The sequence below is a fragment of the Kitasatospora hibisci genome, assembly GCF_043950205.1.
In the GTDB taxonomy this organism is placed as follows: domain Bacteria; phylum Actinomycetota; class Actinomycetes; order Streptomycetales; family Streptomycetaceae; genus Kitasatospora; species Kitasatospora hibisci.
In genome coordinates this window covers 3,775,596-3,789,589 of record NZ_CP171642.1, presented here as the reverse complement: position 1 = coordinate 3,789,589, position 13,994 = coordinate 3,775,596, and the positions used below count along the sequence as shown (strand labels likewise).

The 13,994-nt window shown below is 71.0% G+C and carries 16 protein-coding genes and 1 riboswitch; of the genes, 12 read left to right on the top strand and 4 right to left on the bottom strand.

The features are described from left to right. Window positions 1-76: 76 nt before the first annotated feature. Window positions 77-958, bottom strand: coding sequence for an alpha/beta fold hydrolase (locus tag ACF9IK_RS16150; protein ID WP_395294898.1), 882 nt, complete (start codon window positions 956-958; stop codon window positions 77-79). A 158-nt stretch (window positions 959-1,116) separates the two neighbouring features. Further along, the gene (locus ACF9IK_RS16145; RefSeq protein WP_395294897.1) at window positions 1,117-1,407 is read right to left on the bottom strand and encodes a YiaA/YiaB family inner membrane protein; all 291 of its coding nucleotides are present in this window, start codon (window positions 1,405-1,407) and stop codon (window positions 1,117-1,119) included. A gap of 245 nt (window positions 1,408-1,652) precedes the next feature. Beyond that, window positions 1,653-1,811: riboswitch (cyclic di-AMP (ydaO/yuaA leader) on the top strand. 12 nt (window positions 1,812-1,823) lie between these two features. Here ACF9IK_RS16145 and ACF9IK_RS16140 point away from each other — a divergent pair. Beyond that, complete coding sequence (locus ACF9IK_RS16140; protein WP_395294896.1) at window positions 1,824-2,681, top strand: M23 family metallopeptidase; 858 nt, start codon at window positions 1,824-1,826, stop codon at window positions 2,679-2,681. 90 nt (window positions 2,682-2,771) lie between these two features. Here the strand turns inward: ACF9IK_RS16140 and ACF9IK_RS16135 are convergent, their stop codons facing one another. Then, the gene (locus tag ACF9IK_RS16135; protein WP_395294895.1) at window positions 2,772-3,674 is read right to left on the bottom strand and encodes a hypothetical protein; all 903 of its coding nucleotides are present in this window, start codon (window positions 3,672-3,674) and stop codon (window positions 2,772-2,774) included. Between the two features lie 42 nt (window positions 3,675-3,716). Here ACF9IK_RS16135 and ACF9IK_RS16130 point away from each other — a divergent pair, with 42 nt between their 5' ends. From ACF9IK_RS16130 to ACF9IK_RS16120, 3 genes are all read left to right on the top strand, one after another. Beyond that, entirely contained in the window at window positions 3,717-4,307 is a 591-nt protein-coding gene (locus ACF9IK_RS16130; RefSeq protein ID WP_395294894.1) for a GNAT family N-acetyltransferase, read from the top strand. Window positions 4,308-4,416: 109 nt separating this feature from the next. Then, a complete protein-coding gene (locus ACF9IK_RS16125; RefSeq protein WP_395294893.1) occupies window positions 4,417-5,130 on the top strand; it encodes a sensor domain-containing protein in 714 nt (237 codons plus the stop codon). Between the two features lie 115 nt (window positions 5,131-5,245). Continuing rightward, on the top strand, window positions 5,246-5,992 hold the full coding sequence (locus ACF9IK_RS16120) for a class I SAM-dependent methyltransferase (protein ID WP_395294892.1): 747 nt from the start codon (window positions 5,246-5,248) through the stop codon (window positions 5,990-5,992). Between the two features lie 3 nt (window positions 5,993-5,995). Here ACF9IK_RS16120 and ACF9IK_RS16115 read toward each other — a convergent pair whose 3' ends face one another. After that, the gene (locus ACF9IK_RS16115) at window positions 5,996-7,141 is read right to left on the bottom strand and encodes a hypothetical protein (RefSeq protein WP_395294891.1); all 1,146 of its coding nucleotides are present in this window, start codon (window positions 7,139-7,141) and stop codon (window positions 5,996-5,998) included. A gap of 418 nt (window positions 7,142-7,559) precedes the next feature. Here ACF9IK_RS16115 and ACF9IK_RS16110 point away from each other — a divergent pair, with 418 nt between their 5' ends. The 8 genes from ACF9IK_RS16110 to ACF9IK_RS16080 all read left to right on the top strand — a co-directional run bounded on the left by ACF9IK_RS16110 (window position 7,560) and on the right by ACF9IK_RS16080 (window position 13,970). Continuing rightward, on the top strand, window positions 7,560-9,329 hold the full coding sequence (locus ACF9IK_RS16110; RefSeq protein ID WP_395294890.1) for a recombinase family protein: 1,770 nt from the start codon (window positions 7,560-7,562) through the stop codon (window positions 9,327-9,329). 990 nt (window positions 9,330-10,319) lie between these two features. Next, on the top strand, window positions 10,320-10,664 hold the full coding sequence (locus ACF9IK_RS16105) for a hypothetical protein (RefSeq protein WP_395294889.1): 345 nt from the start codon (window positions 10,320-10,322) through the stop codon (window positions 10,662-10,664). A 6-nt stretch (window positions 10,665-10,670) separates the two neighbouring features. After that, window positions 10,671-10,817 carry a hypothetical protein gene (locus ACF9IK_RS16100; protein ID WP_395294888.1) on the top strand — a complete coding sequence of 49 codons (147 nt, stop codon included), beginning with the start codon at window positions 10,671-10,673 and terminating at the stop codon, window positions 10,815-10,817. Next, a complete protein-coding gene (locus ACF9IK_RS16095) occupies window positions 10,814-11,398 on the top strand; it encodes a hypothetical protein (protein WP_395294887.1) in 585 nt (194 codons plus the stop codon). The genes ACF9IK_RS16100 and ACF9IK_RS16095 overlap by 4 nt, the downstream gene beginning before the upstream one ends. Continuing rightward, on the top strand, window positions 11,391-12,146 hold the full coding sequence (locus ACF9IK_RS16090; RefSeq protein ID WP_395294886.1) for a hypothetical protein: 756 nt from the start codon (window positions 11,391-11,393) through the stop codon (window positions 12,144-12,146). The genes ACF9IK_RS16095 and ACF9IK_RS16090 overlap by 8 nt, the downstream gene beginning before the upstream one ends. 670 nt (window positions 12,147-12,816) lie before the next feature. Then, the gene (locus ACF9IK_RS37040; protein ID WP_428846371.1) at window positions 12,817-13,041 is read left to right on the top strand and encodes a hypothetical protein; all 225 of its coding nucleotides are present in this window, start codon (window positions 12,817-12,819) and stop codon (window positions 13,039-13,041) included. Window positions 13,042-13,213: 172 nt separating this feature from the next. After that, window positions 13,214-13,474 (top strand): hypothetical protein, encoded by a 261-nt coding sequence (locus tag ACF9IK_RS16085; protein ID WP_391380486.1) that lies wholly within the window; start codon window positions 13,214-13,216, stop codon window positions 13,472-13,474. Then, entirely contained in the window at window positions 13,446-13,970 is a 525-nt protein-coding gene (locus tag ACF9IK_RS16080) for a DUF6879 family protein (protein ID WP_395294885.1), read from the top strand. The genes ACF9IK_RS16085 and ACF9IK_RS16080 overlap by 29 nt, the downstream gene beginning before the upstream one ends. Window positions 13,971-13,994 lie beyond the last annotated feature (24 nt).

Here is a 13,994-nt window from a genome sequence, read left to right as displayed (position 1 = left end):
CGGTCGGCGTGGTGCGCGGGGCGGTCCCGGGCCGGGTGGGCCGGGCGCGGCGGGTCTGCGGCAGGTCTGCGGCAGGTCAGACGAGCTCGGCGAGGAAGGGCAGCAGGGCGTCGGCGGTGGCCTGCGGCTGGTCGGCCATCGGGTAGTGGCCCGACCCCTCGATCATCACCTTGCGGGCCTTGAGCGCGGCGGCCTGCCGGTCGGCGACCAGTTCGGGCTTCGGGAAGTCGGGGTCCTTGCTGCCCATGACGACCAGCGCCGGGCAGGACACGGCGGCGGTCCAGCCGGCGGGCGCGGACTCCCCGCGGACGTAGCCGCGGGTGGCGGCCTTGCGGCCCGGCGTGCGCATCGCGGCGACCAGGCCGTCCACGTAGCCGTCGAAGTCGGCCGGCCTGGGGCCGGGGTAGGCCATCTTGCGGTGGTAGAGGCCCCAGAACGCAGGCGAGTGCACCAGCAGGGCACCCATCACGCCGAAGATCGCGCGCTGCAGGGCGGTCGGCGGCAGGTTCTCGACGAAGGCGTCCAGCAGGACGATCCCGGCGACCCGTCCGGGCGCGTCCCCGGCGGCCTTGACCACGGTGGCGCCGGTGTAGGAGTTGCCGGCCAGCACGGCCCGCTCGATGCCGAGGTGGTCGAGCAGGGCGAGCACGTCGGTGGCGATGGCGGCGGGCGAGTAGTCGTCCCAGGCGATCGAGGACTCGCCGAAGCCGCGCAGGTCCATGGTGATCACCCGGCGGCCGGCCGCGGTCAGCAGCGGGCGCAGGTGCCGGTAGGCGGCCCGGCTGTCGAGCATCCCGGGGAGCAGGACGACGGGCAGGCCGTCGCCCTGCGCGGTGTCGTCGTAGGCCAGCCGGCCACCGGGGACGTCGAGGAACAGCGTGGTGGGGGTGCTGGTGCCGGTCATGAGGGCCTCCGCGGTCCGCCGGGACGGGGTGCCGGCGGTGCTGCCGACACCCACAAAGCTAAGGCTAATAGCCTTAGCCGTCAAGCTATCGGCGACACCCGGATCCCCGGCGGCTCCGGCCCCGGCCCCGGCCCCGGCTCCAGCCCCGGCTCCGGCCCCGGCTCCGGCCCCGGCCCCGGCCCGGGGATTCGCCGCCGCCTCGGCCTGCCGGCTCAGGCCCCCTCGACCTTGAACGGGTCGTGCTCGGCCAGCAGCTTCTCCAGCCGGGCCTGGTCGACCCGGGTGACGATCTCGTTCGTCTCCTGCCGGTCCCGGACGACCTTGGCCAGGGTGAACGAGGAGGTGACGGTGTAGAGCAGGCCGACCCCGAGGAAGGCGCGGGTCCAGGCGCCCACCGGGAGGTAGGCGATGCCGATCGCGAGGGCGCCGGCGGAGAGGGCGAAGGAGAGCACGGCCTGGACGTGGTACGCGGCCGTGGTGCGCGACTGCATCGGTGCGTTCATGGCGCCAGGATGCGCGCCCTCGAACGAGGTCCACATGAGTAGGAGTACTCAAACGCGGGGTCGTTCGTTGACGTCCTATCACGTTCGGTAGTGTCAGTTGTCGTCAAACGCCCCAAATCACCCACCGGATCGCGTAGTGTCCGAGTCGTGTCCTGTCGTCCCGTGCGGACGGCTTGGAATCGGGGGCTCCTAGGATTAACGTTTGATAACGCAGCGCGGTCCGCAACGCCGTACCCAGACGGCACCGCGCGCCGTCGCCTAATCCCGCCGGCCGGCCTCCGGGCAGGCCAGGGAGCCGGGGAACCACGTTCCTTGGGGTGAATCGGCCGGGCCCAGGCCCAGCCGTAGGAGACCTTCCTGCTCCGAACCCGTCAGCTAACCCGGTAGGCGCGAAGGAAGGAAAGGAGCGCGCCTCCGTGGCGTCGACGCACTCTCCGGCACACCTGCCCGGCTCCTCCGCCGGCACCCAGCTGCTCGACCCGTGGCCGCCCGCCCATCTGGGCGAGTACGGCGGGTCCGACGACGAGGCCGCCCCGCAGCCCGCCGAGACCAACCGCCACCGGATGCCGCGTCAGACCCGCGGGACCGCCCCGCTGCTCGGCGTCACCGCCGTCGCCGCCACCCTGGGCGCCACCGGCTTCGCCTCCGCCACCCCGGCCGCCGCCCCCGCCGTCGAGGCGCCGGACGAGGCCCCGGTCGCGCTCTCCGCGGACCCGGGCCTCGCGCTCGCCGCCCGGATCCAGCAGCAGGCCGACAGCCAGCGCACCGCCGCCGAGGAGACCGCCCGCCTCCAGGCCGCCAAGGAGGCCGAGGCCAAGCGCGCCGTCCAGCAGCAGGAGGCCAAGCGCGCCGCCGAGGCGGCCGAGAAGGCCAAGCTCGCCGCGATCAACCTGCCGGTGCGCGACTACCGCCTCTCCGCCCACTACGGCCAGAGCGCCTCCTACTGGGCCCACCTGCACACCGGCCTGGACTTCGCCGCCGACACCGGCACCCCGGTGTACGCGGTCGGCCAGGGCACCATCACCTCGGCCGGCTGGGCCGGCTCCTACGGCTACCGGATCGTCGAGACGCTGCCCGACGGCACCGAGATCTGGTACTGCCACCTCTCCTCGATCATCAAGGGTTCCGGCAAGGTCGTCCCCGGCCAGCAGCTCGGCAAGGTCGGCGCCACCGGAAACGTCACCGGCCCGCACCTGCACCTGGAGGTGCGCCCCGACGGCGGCGCCCCGGTCGACCCGGAGAGCTGGTTCGAGCAGCGCGGCGTCACCCCCTGACGGTTCGCCCCCGAGGGCACGACGAAGGCGCCCCGGCCGGTACGGACGTACCCGCCGGGGCGCCTCCCCGTTTCCGCCCGCCGTCCGCCGCTACCCGGCGCGGTCCTGCTCCGCGAGGTCAGGCTCCGCCGGCAGGCCGGCCAGGTAGGCGTCGATCTCCTCCTGGCCCGGCTCCGGGGCCAGCTCCGGGAACTCCGCCACCAGCAGCCGCGGCAGTCCCGGCACCGTCCACGTGCCGAACAGGTCCAGCGCGGCGGCCTCCGCCGCCTCCTCGAACGCCCCGAAGTCCCCGGTCAGCTCGTCCGGCATCGGCCGGCCCAGCGCCGTCAGCTCCGCCAGGTTGCGGTAGCTGCGCCGCATCAGCCCGTGCTCCAGCAGCCGCCGGGCGCCGTCGGTGGCCATCCCGACCGAGAGCACCCGGCCGGGACCCCAGCCCGCGGGGTCCGCCTCGTCCAGCCAGCCGGCCGTCGCCAGCGCCTCGAACGCGGCCCGCCGGTCCTCCTCGGCCAGCTCCCGGAAGCCCGACAGCCAGGCGAACACCGCGGCCTCGTCGGTGACGTCCACCCCGTACGCGCGAAGCAGCAGTGCGTACAGGCGCGGCCAGGTCACCAGATCGGCCCGGCGGAGCAGGCCGGCCGCCACCTCGCCCTGCCACTCGGCCTCCGCGTGCAGCCGCTCCTGCCGCTTGGCGTTCAGCCGCTTCGCCGCCCGCTGGTGGTCGATCAGCAGCCGCACCGCCTCGCCGTACGCCAGCGGGTCCTGCTCCGGGTCGGGCTGCACGTAGAGGTGGAGCCGCTCGTGGAGCAGCTGCTCCACGGCGTCCGAGGTCAGCTCCGGCCAGCCGTCGCGCATCCTGCCCCCGCCCAGCTCCAGCAGCGCCAGCATCGCCCGCAGCGGGGCCTCGGCCACCGGCGCGCGGCCCTCGGCCTCCGCCCAGGCGAGCAGCTCGGCGGCCCTGGTGTGCGGGGCGAGCCGCAGGTCATCGTCTTCCATGTCACTTACGGTAACCGGAAAGCGCGGGTAGGGTCTGCCACCATGGTCCCCGTCCGGCTCACCGGCCCCCGCCTCGCCCTCCGCGAGTTCCACCACACCCCCGGCGACGTCGACGCGCTGCACGCCGTCTTCGGCGACCCGGAGGCCACCCGCTACCTCCCCTTCGAGCCGCGTGACCCGGTGGACTGCGCCGACCAGATCGAGCAGTACCTGGAGGAGGCCCTGCGGGAGGAACGGACCGTCTACCGACTGGCCGTCACCCGGCGCGCGGACGCCGACGACCCGGCCGACGCCACCCCGATCGGCAACGCCGCCCTCACCCTCGGCGACCACCGCTCCGCCGACCTCGGCTACGCGCTGCGCCGGGACACCTGGGGCAACGGCTACGCCGGCGAGATCACCGCCCTGCTCTGCGACTTCGCCTTCGGCCCGCTCGGTCTGCACCGGCTGGCCGCCCGGGTGGACCCGGCCAACGAGGCCTCCGTCCGGGTGCTCACCCGGGCCGGCTTCCAGCTGGAGGGCCGGATCCGGCACGACGTCAGGCTGCGCGGCACCTGGCACGACTCGCTGCAGTACTCGCTGCTCGCCGACGAGTGGCCGCGGCCCGGCTGGCGGGGCCCGACGGGGGGTTAACCCCACCCCCGGTTCGCCGGGGAGCCGGATGTCCGCCGCGCCCGGGCCCTGGGAGGGTGGAGCCATCCCCCGAAAGCCCGCACCAGAGAACCGAGGACCGAGACCGGCCATGAGCAGCGAGAGCATCCAGCGCACCGCGTACGACCTCCCCGCCGAGGGCGCCCGCCGTACCGAGGAGCCGCCGTACGCCTGGCGCGCGCCGTTCTCCTCCTACTTCTACCGCGAGCTCGGCTACAGCCTCACCGGCCTCCCGGTGGCCGTCGCGGGCTTCGCCTTCGCCATCACCCTGTTCAGTTTCGGCCTCGGCACCCTGGTCACCGTCCTGGGCCTGCCGGTCCTGGCCGCGCTGACCGCCGGCGCCCGTGGCTTCGGCCGGCTGGAGCGGGCCCGGACCCGCAGCATGCTGGCGCTCGACGTGCCCGGACCGGCGCCGGTGAAGGTCGTCCGCCCCGGCAGCTGGGGCCTGATCACCGCGCGGATGGCGGACGCGGCCGGCTGGAAGGCCGTGCTCCACCAGGTGCTGATGTTCCCGTGGGCGATCCTCAGCTTCACCGTGTCGCTGACGTTCCTGCTGGTCGGCTGGGTGCTGGCGGCGTACCCGCTCTACCACTGGGTCTACCCGACCTACGTCGGCTGGCCGGGGATGCAGCTCTTCGACTTCTACGACGACGACCACACCCGGCACGTCTACTACGTCCAGTCGCCGCTGCAGATCGCCGGAGTCTCGCTGCTCGGGCTGCTCGTCGTCTTCCTCACCCCGCAGCTGGTGCGCGGCCTGACCAACGTCAACCGGCTCGCCGTCCGGGCTCTGCTCGGCCGCTGATCCCCCGGCCCCCGCGGCCCCGGCCGGACCACCGCGGCGGCGGCCGGGTCCGGCCGGCCGCGGGGGCCGGGCGTCTCCGGATGCGGGCGGGGCCGGCCCGTGTTCGGATGCCCGCATGGCCGCCCCTGCAGCCCCCGCCGCCCCGGACCCCGACGGCGTCCTCGTCACTTCCCGCCCGCTGGACGAGTACTGCGGTCTCTTCGGCCTGACCCGCGCCGCACTCGCCGCGGTGCCCGGGCCGGTGCTCGACTGCCCCGCCGGCGCGGCCGGCCTGGCCGCCGAGGCGCGCGCCCTGGGCTGCCACGTGATCGCCACCGATCCGGCCTACGCCCTGCCGGTCCCCGAGGTGGCGGCCCGCGCGCTGGCCGCCCGCGCCTCGATGGCCGCCGCGATGGCGGCCCGCCCGGCGCTCTACCCGCTGCCGCAGCACCGCCCGTACGACCGCTACCTGCGCAGCTGGGACCGGGCCCGGCGGCTCTTCACCGCCGACACCGAACGTCACCCGGAGCAGTACGTGGCCGCCGCACTGCCCCGGCTCCCGTTCGCCGACGGGACCTTCGCACTGACGCTCAGCGGGTACCTGGTCTTCGCCTACCCCGAACTGTTCGACCTCGACCGGCAGGTGGCCGCCCTGGCCGAACTGGTCCGGGTCACCCGGCCCGACGGCGAGGTCCGGGTCCACCCGCTGCACGACGGCGCCGGACGGCGCTGCCCGCACCTGGACGGGCTGCGGCACGCCCTCGGCGAGCGCCGGATCGCCAGCGAGGTCGAGGTCTTCGCCCGGGTGGAGGACGGCCGCTCCCGGCGCGTCCTCGTCCTGCGGGCCGCCGACCACCGACGCCGGACCGCCGGCTCCCGGTAGCTCCTACGGCTGAACCGGCTGCGACGACTCCGGCTGCGCCGGTTCCTCGGCGGCCGGGCCGGCCTGCTGCGGGAGGCCGATCTCCCGCGGTGGCGGGGTGGGCGCCTCCAGGCGGGAGAGGATCTTCTCCGCCAGCCAGCTCCTGTCCGAGCCGTAGGGGATCCCGTCCGCCGCCACCAGCTGCCCGGCCAGCGCGTCGCGCAGCCGCCGGGCCTCGGCGGCCGGCAGCCGGTGGAGCAGACCGCGGGCCGCCAGCAGTGCGTTGTACTGCTCGAAGCCGGAGCGCGGGTGCTCGATCGCCTCCAGCACGCCGGGCAGGTCGGCCAGCGCCGGATCACCCTGCATCAGCGCCAGTGCCTGGAGCCGGCGGTCCTCGTCGCCGTAGGCGAACAGTTCGCGCACCTGGTCCGCGGTGAGCGCCGAGCGCGGCGCCGCCGAGCGGACCTCGGCCATCACGGTCGCCGGCCCGGGCGCGGCGCCCGCCGACGGGCGGCGGGCCGGCTCCTCGGCCCGGTCCGCGGCGCCGCCCAGCAGACCCAGCTGCTGCATCGCCCGCACCCGGAGATCGTCCGCGCCCACCTTGTCGCCCCGGCGGTCACGGTCCTGGCTCGCCAGGAAGAGGTCCAGTGCCTCGTCCGCGTCGGAGAGCACCCGGGGCAGCGCCAGCCGGGTCACCAGCCAGCCCGCCAGGAAGCCGAGGACCAGGAAGTAGAGCACCAGCGCCGCCGCGAACGGGACCGCGCCCTCCTCCCCGCCCAGCGCGGGCGCCAGCGCCGACCCGAGCTCGTGCATCCGCTCGCCGAGCGAGCCGAGCTGGGTCAGCCCGACACCCAGCAGCACCTTGGTCAGCCAGTCCGACACCTGCTCCAGATTGGTGTTCGGCGCGTAGGAGCCGTGCGCCTCCCCGCCCGGACCGCCGCCACCGCGCACCCGGGGCACCCCGAACAGGAACCCCAGCCCCCCGCCGAGCACCGTCGACGCCCCGGCCACCACCAGCCCGCCGCCCAGCGTCTGCCAGGAGTGCTCCCGGCCGAGCGAGAACAACAGCAGCCCGAGCACACCGACGCCGAGCAGCACCGCGGCCGCCATCCGCTGTGCCGCCTGCACCGTCGCGGCCGCGCTCCCCGCCCGCCGGACCTTCCCCGCCATCGCGTACCCCCTGTACCCGTCCTGCTCCGGATCCGCGCCGACTCTAGGCCCTGCCCGGGGGCGGCTGCGCGCCGCCTGCCGCCCGGCCGCGGGCAAGCCCGCCGGACCTCGGATGCCCGGTACGGGGCTCCGGAAACGGCCGGGCGCCGGGAACCGCGGGGGCCGGACACTGCCGGTGCCGGATGTTGCGAGGTGCCGGACATGCAGACGGCCCGTGGGCTGCTCCTCCGCGCCGGCCCTGCGAGGGGACGGGCGCCGAGGCACCGGGGATGTACCGGTGAGCCCACGGGCCGGGTGACTGCTTGGAATTTCGCCTGCCGGAGGCCTGGGGCCTCGCCCTGCGCAGGCAGGGGCGGCTCTAGCGAGCAGCCACCTCACGCATCCTGATGGAACTCATGTTCATAGGATGCTGCGCACTATGACCCCGTACGTGAGCCGGAACATCCGGCAGACAGAACTAGAGTCCGTTCGCGCAGTGATCTACGCCCGCCAGTCGAAGCGGCGCGTGGACGAGTCGGAGACCTCCACCGAATCCCAGATCGCCCGGGGCACGGCCCTGGCCGATGGCAAGGGCTGGAAGACCGGTCGCGTCTTCCAGGACATCGGTAAGTCCGGATGGGACCCCGACACCGAACGGGCCGGGTTCGACGCCATGATGGCGGCGGTGCGCGCGGGGGACGTAGACGTGGTGGTCGTCTTCTCGCTGGCCCGGTTGACCCGTCAGGGTGCCATGGAGGCCATGCGCATCAACGACGTGTTCATGCAGCACGGCGTGCGCCTGGTCTCCGTCGAGGAGCCGTTCCTTGACACCACGCACCCCATCGGGGTGGCCGTGTTCGCCCTCATCGCTGCGCTGGCTCAGCAAGAGTCGGAGTTGAAGTCTGCGCACATATCCGAGGCCAAGGCCGAGCTGAAGGCCATCGGTGGCCACGTGTCCGGACGCCCGCCGTTCGGCATGCAGACCGAGCGGGTCAAGGAAGGGAAGCTGGTCCGCTCCCAGCTCGTTCCGGACCCCGAGACGGCCCCGACCGTTCTCAAGATCGTTGATCGCGTCATGGACGGCGAGACGGTGTCAGGCATCGTGCAGAGCCTCAACGAGAAGGGTGAGCCGTCCCCCGGAGCGTTGGCGCTGGCCGCCGGGCGGAAGCGGTCCGGCCGGTCACGCAGTAACATCACACCGGCTGACCCTGACTGTCCGCCGCTCTGGGATGTGGGCACCTTGAACACCTTGCTGCGCCACCCCGCCCTTGGTGGCTTCGCCGCTGAGTGGGTCACGGACCCGGACGGGAAGCGCCGCCGCAGGGAGATCATGCGGGACAAGACCGGGGCTCCGATGGCAGCCCACAAGGGGCTCATGGAGCCGATCAAGTGGTACCAGCTCCAAGACGTTCTCAAGGGCCGTTCCCGAGCGAGCATCCGGCCCCGCAACCCGGAGAACGACCGGACGCTGCTGGGCGGCTGGGGTGTTCTTCGGTGCGGCATCTGCAACGCAAACATGATCTACGAAGATGGCCAGGCGCGATACACATGCCCCCGGCCGACGAACCGTCTGAACTCCCACGGCCTCACCATCCGGGCGGAGGCGGCTGACGACGCCGTGGCCCGCTCGGTCTGGGCCCGACTCCAGAACGCGAACCTTGAGGATGAGGAGGACCGGGAGTGGCTTACCGCCGCTGCGATCCGCTTCGCACGCCAGCGGGACGTGACCGGCCTCGAAGAGGAACGCGCAGAGACTGCCGCACAGCTCGAACACGTTCAGGAGTCCATGACTCAGCTCTACACCGACCGCTCCGAGGGCTTGTACAACGGGGCTATCGGTCGGCAGGCGTTCAAGGACACCCTCACCAAGTACCAGGCACATGAGGCGGGTTGTAAGAAGAGGCTGGCTGAAATCGACGCCGAGACCACCAAGGCAATCACCATCCCGTCGTCCTGGACCGGTTTGGACGGCGACGCCGACCCGATCGGTGAAAAGAGCCTCTGGGCCAAGTGGGGAGTGGTGGAGAAGCGCGAGTTCCTGAGCTTCTTCGTTACCTCCTTCAAGGTCGCCAAGTCAAAGAAGCGAGGGCGCGGCGCGAATCCGGCGGAGCGGGTAACCGCAGAGTGGGCCAAGCTGCCGACTCCGGAACCCGAGGAAGCAGCACCCGAAGCTGAGAACGCTGAGACCGATCTCCAACTGACCCCTTAGCTTCCTGAGAGCCCCGTTCGGCCCCCACTGGCCGGACGGGGCTTTCGCATGCCCGCAGAGCGTCACACGGGACCATGCAGCGCCCGCCGGAGGTGTGGGCCCGGCGTGGCCCCCGCAAGGGCCGTTGCGCCCGCTCTGTGGCCCTGATGGCTGATCGGCCGCTGTGAGGCCCGCCACAGTGCGTTTTGTAGGGCTCCGCCAGGCCGGCGAGCAGTGCGGGCCCTGTTCTCGCTTGGCTGCTGGCTGGTACGCGCTGTGGGGGTCCTACAGATGCCATGCGTCGGCCGACAGCGCGAGCGACCAGATTCGTTAACCACTCCCCATTAATACCTGTGACAGCGGAGGCAGGCCGCAGGGTGGGTCCTGTTAGGAAAGAGGGCAAGTGTTGTACCTACTTCTGTATCTAGCTATAGCAGTACTCGCAAATAGCTCTGTAGGGGTAACTGGGAAGCCCGTGTCACCACCACTTCACTTTCCCAACACCCTTATGGGAGCCCGGCCCTGCTGATCATCGGAACCACCTGCGGCCGGTGCCGGAAGTCCCTGCGGGGCCGCCAGCGCGCCGTCTGCTCGAATGCCTGTCGCCAGGCGCTCAAGCGGGCCGAGAAGCGAACCACCGCTGATCTCTTGGGGCGACCCTGTGATGTCTGCGGGGACGTTGCTGCCTCTGCCAACGGCCTCGGGGCATGGTGTGAGGCGCACACGGCCAGGGCCCGGCACGAGGACGCCGAAGCGGCGCGCTGGGACGCCGTATGCAGTCTGCCGGGTTGTGAGAACAACGCCGGATGGGACGGCATTGGGCGGCCCCGTAAGTACTGCTCCAACGCTCATAGCCAGAAGGCGTACCGGCTGCGAAAGGCCGCCGTTATCGCCTCTAGCTGAATAACTAGGTTTCGCCCTGCTCCGCCGAACTCCGGCAGTGCAGGGCTTTTGCATGCAACAATCCGAAAGGGAATTGTAGTGGATCGCAGGGAATTCGTTAGCTCGGTCATGGCAAAGGTCGTGGCAGAGGAAAACACGAAGGAAGGCCGCCCCGCGCAGGCTGTTTCGCCGGACGTAAACTCGCCGGAGATCACTGCCATGCGGGAAAAGGTGGCGAAGTCCTCCGGCCTTTCCCTCGCGCTGGCTGGCCGACTGAGCGGAACTACCGAAGCTGAAGTCAAGGCAGACGCCGACCGCCTCATGGAGGCAATCAGGTCGATGCCCGCCAATCTGCGGACCCATCCAAAGTCGAGTGTCCCGACCGGCGGCGCAGTGGATCAGCCGCCATCGCACCTGGACATTGACCCGATAAAGCTCGCCGCCAACATCATGGCCCGCCGACTGGGAAGCTGAATGCCAATGACCGAGAACAGCGAAACTCCCGAAAACCCGGGTCTCGTTATTCGAGTGCTCAACCCGGAGGGCTCGAAGGGAAACGGCCAATTCGGCTGGCACTTCTGGGCCGACCCTGACGACGCCGATGAGACGGAAGGTGACTGCGCATGACAGAATTCCGAAACACTCACTTCATGCCGGGCATGGAGGCGACGGCGAGCGTTCTCACATTCTCGTCGGAGGGCCGCCCCTCGCTGGCCTACCGGCCCGTGGTCGGCTGGCTGTCGGACCCCGTGCTCAGCCACGCCGAGAAGACCGGCGGCCACTCGATCCCGTATGCCATTCCGCTGGTGCTGGCAGCTGGCGGGGCGGCGCGCGGAATGTTTCCCGCCGATTTCTCACCGAAGGAAGCTGGAATCAGTACCCCCGCGCCGGCCAATGAATTCCTATTGGGTGTCTCACCCAACCGGGCCGAGGCTCAGCGGGATTACGGCGCTGTCCTGGATGCAGTCGAGCGACTGACGGCCGAGATTGTCGAGGAGCAGGAAGCCGCCGAGGCCGAGGCCCGAGAGGTTGCCGAAAATGCTGCGCGCGCCGAGTGTGAGGCCGCCGAGCGCGCTGCCGACATGGCCAGCCAAAAGGTGGCGCAGCGCGCTGACGTGATCAGCAATGCTGATGCGCTCATTGCCGAGAACCGCGAATTCATCGCTTCGCATTTCGCCAACACGACTAAGGAGAACACCCTTGCCTGAGAGTCTGACACCCGAGCAGGAACGCGCGAAGCGCCTTGAAATGCTCCACACCCAAGCCGAAATGGCCATCCCGCATTACGTTGACCTGATGACCCCGGATTCCGTCCGGGCCGCCCTCGCCGAGCTGGAGGGCACTCGGGAGCGCCGGGACGCCGTGAACGACCTGGTGGGCGCGCTCCGCGCGGAGCTTGCGGGCCTGGACGCGAAGGACGCCAGGGCGGCCAAGGACGCGCTCCGCGACGGCAAGCCGATGCCCAAGGCCACGAACCGGGGGCCGCTGGAGAACAAGCTTGCCGAGGCCGAGCGGCAGCAGATGCCGCTGTACGAACTGGCCGTCGAAGCAGCTCACGCGGTGAAGGCCGCAGCCATCGCCACTCGCGCTGACTGGCGACAGGCCATCTGCGAGGAAGTCGAGAAGACCCGCACCGAGGCGCTGGCCACGACCGCTCGGCTTACAGCTCTCATGGATCAACTCAGCATCTACGCAACGGCAGTTGAGGACATGGACGGCGACCTTGCCCAGCCGTGGGGGGCGAACGAGCGGCAGTGGCGGATCATGGCCCCGCGCGGCGGGATCCCGTGGGATACCGACCGGCGAGCGCTGGACCGGATCGCCTCTGACCGGCTGGAGTACTCGACCACCTACCCCGGCGGCCTGCCCGGCCGACTGAGCCCCGACGCCGACCCGGCGGAGGAGCACAACCCGATGGCCGTACCGTCGGCCCCGTTCGGCACCCGAGGTCGGTGACCGTGGGCCAGGCATGGGAGGGCAGTGACCGGCGGGCACGCCTGCCGCGCAACTGGGCCACGCTGCGGCGCGGCGTCATGCAGCGCGCTGGCTGGCAGTGCGAGTGGATGCGGGCGGACACGGGCCAGCGCTGCCCTGAGGTGGCGTCCGACTGTGACCACGTGGTCCCCGGCGACGACCACAGCCCGAGCAACCTGCAAGCGCTGTGCGGCTACCACCACGGGGTGAAGTCGGGCCGTGACGGTGGCCTGGCCGCTGCTGCTGGCCGGAAGCCCGGCGGCCGGTACTCACGGCTGCGCAAGCCGCCCGAGCACCCTGGTTACGTTGCGTAGCACCTGAGGGTGGGGGAGGACCCCCCACCCCCTCTCTCAGGGATCGGTGCCGATAGCAGGAATCGGCCTCTCTACGGGTCTGGGAGTTCCGGCCGGGGCCGCCTGTCACCCGCTGTGACCTGGCCCCGGCGCCTGATTCGCCGTCCGGCCCACCCGCGCATGCACAGCGCGGGTGCACCTGCGCGCCCGCCCGCGCACGCGTGGGGCCCGCCAGGCCCAGAACCCCTACAGAGCCGCCACCCGGGGCCCTGGTCGACCCGACAGCCGGCCGGGGCCCCAACGGGTCCACCGAACCCGCCACGGCCCGCCAAGTACCCACCGTGGCAAGAAGACTGGAGATGCCCATCCGAACACCCTTCGTCCATCCGCCATGCGGTCGGCAGTGGACCGGCCAGCGCGCCGAGCACTGCCCGGCCTGTCACGAGACCTTCGCCAGCACCCGAGCAGGCGACGCCCACCGAACCGGCCCGCACAACGCCCGGAGGTGCCTCCCACCGGTCACGGCCGGACTCTGGCAGGACGCCCGGGGCCTCTGGCACCGGAAGCCCTACCCGGATCTCTGAGCGCCCCTTGCCCCCGTTCCGCCCCTCGCTGGGCAGGACGGGGGCCCTTCGTTGTTTTGGAGGTGGGCCTCTGCGCCTGACGCATGATCAACTTGCATGCTGCCTTGACGACATCGCCGCTTTGAGTGATGGTCGTGCACATCCATGCAACCGGCACAGCACGGAGGGCACGATGGCACTAGAGTTCATCGGGATCGACCCCGAGACGCAGCAGCAGGGATCACCGACTGTCTGGGTGGACGCAGAGCAGAAGGAACTCGTGTTCCTGGGCTGGAAGGCGTCTCCGGCCTTGAAGGAACAGTGTGAACAGAATACGGCACCCGGGCACGCTACCGAAATCCCTGAGAACGAGGACGTGATCAGGTTCCCCATGCGAATGATTCCTATTCTGAGGGAGGCGTGCGATGCCGCAGAGCGAGCCGGACTTCTTTGAGCTTCTGAAAGAGGCCAGGCACTCCGCAGTTCATCTAGAAATGCGTGATGCGTACGGCGTCGGAGACGAGTCCGAGGATTTCGACCGCTGGGTGACCTCCGGAAAGCGGGATTCTGATCCCACGTCACCATACTGGGCTCCCTGGGTATCTGTCATTTCTGAGACGGTAGCCCGGGGCGTCAAGGTTCGCCGCGCTCGCATTGTTTCGGAGCCGGTTACGGATTACATCCGGTGGGAGCACGCTGGCACGGTCGTGAACATTGCGGCGGGCGAGGAGATCCGATGGCTTCCCCGTCGGCTGGCGTCCGGGATCGCGCTCCCCGGAAACGACTTCTGGCTCTTTGACGAGAAAATCGTTCTGTTCAACCACTTCACAGGAAACGGTGATTGGGCGGGACAGGAGCTGAGCGCTGCCCCGGGCGTTGCCCAGCTGTGCGCGTCTGCATTTGCGGCGGTATGGGATTCGGGAATCCCGCACGACGAGTACAAAGTCTGACCCATCAAACATATCGGATAGCTA

Excerpts from the sequence above, each read along its gene's own strand:
- ACF9IK_RS16125 (WP_395294893.1), top strand. The coding sequence starts at position 4,417 with ATGAGCAGCGAGAGCATCCAGCGCACCGCGTACGACCTCCCCGCCGAG.
- ACF9IK_RS16145 (WP_395294897.1), bottom strand. The coding sequence starts at position 1,407 with ATGAACGCACCGATGCAGTCGCGCACCACGGCCGCGTACCACGTCCAG.
- ACF9IK_RS16115 (WP_395294891.1), bottom strand. The coding sequence starts at position 7,141 with ATGGCGGGGAAGGTCCGGCGGGCGGGGAGCGCGGCCGCGACGGTGCAG.
- ACF9IK_RS16120 (WP_395294892.1), top strand. The coding sequence starts at position 5,246 with ATGGCCGCCCCTGCAGCCCCCGCCGCCCCGGACCCCGACGGCGTCCTC.
- ACF9IK_RS16110 (WP_395294890.1), top strand. The coding sequence starts at position 7,560 with ATGACCCCGTACGTGAGCCGGAACATCCGGCAGACAGAACTAGAGTCC.
- ACF9IK_RS16080 (WP_395294885.1), top strand. The coding sequence starts at position 13,446 with ATGCCGCAGAGCGAGCCGGACTTCTTTGAGCTTCTGAAAGAGGCCAGG.
- ACF9IK_RS16100 (WP_395294888.1), top strand. The coding sequence starts at position 10,671 with ATGACCGAGAACAGCGAAACTCCCGAAAACCCGGGTCTCGTTATTCGA.
- ACF9IK_RS16105 (WP_395294889.1), top strand. The coding sequence starts at position 10,320 with ATGGCAAAGGTCGTGGCAGAGGAAAACACGAAGGAAGGCCGCCCCGCG.
- ACF9IK_RS16130 (WP_395294894.1), top strand. The coding sequence starts at position 3,717 with ATGGTCCCCGTCCGGCTCACCGGCCCCCGCCTCGCCCTCCGCGAGTTC.
- ACF9IK_RS16085 (WP_391380486.1), top strand. The coding sequence starts at position 13,214 with ATGGCACTAGAGTTCATCGGGATCGACCCCGAGACGCAGCAGCAGGGA.
- ACF9IK_RS16095 (WP_395294887.1), top strand. The coding sequence starts at position 10,814 with ATGACAGAATTCCGAAACACTCACTTCATGCCGGGCATGGAGGCGACG.
- ACF9IK_RS16135 (WP_395294895.1), bottom strand. The coding sequence starts at position 3,674 with ATGGAAGACGATGACCTGCGGCTCGCCCCGCACACCAGGGCCGCCGAG.
- ACF9IK_RS37040 (WP_428846371.1), top strand. The coding sequence starts at position 12,817 with ATGCCCATCCGAACACCCTTCGTCCATCCGCCATGCGGTCGGCAGTGG.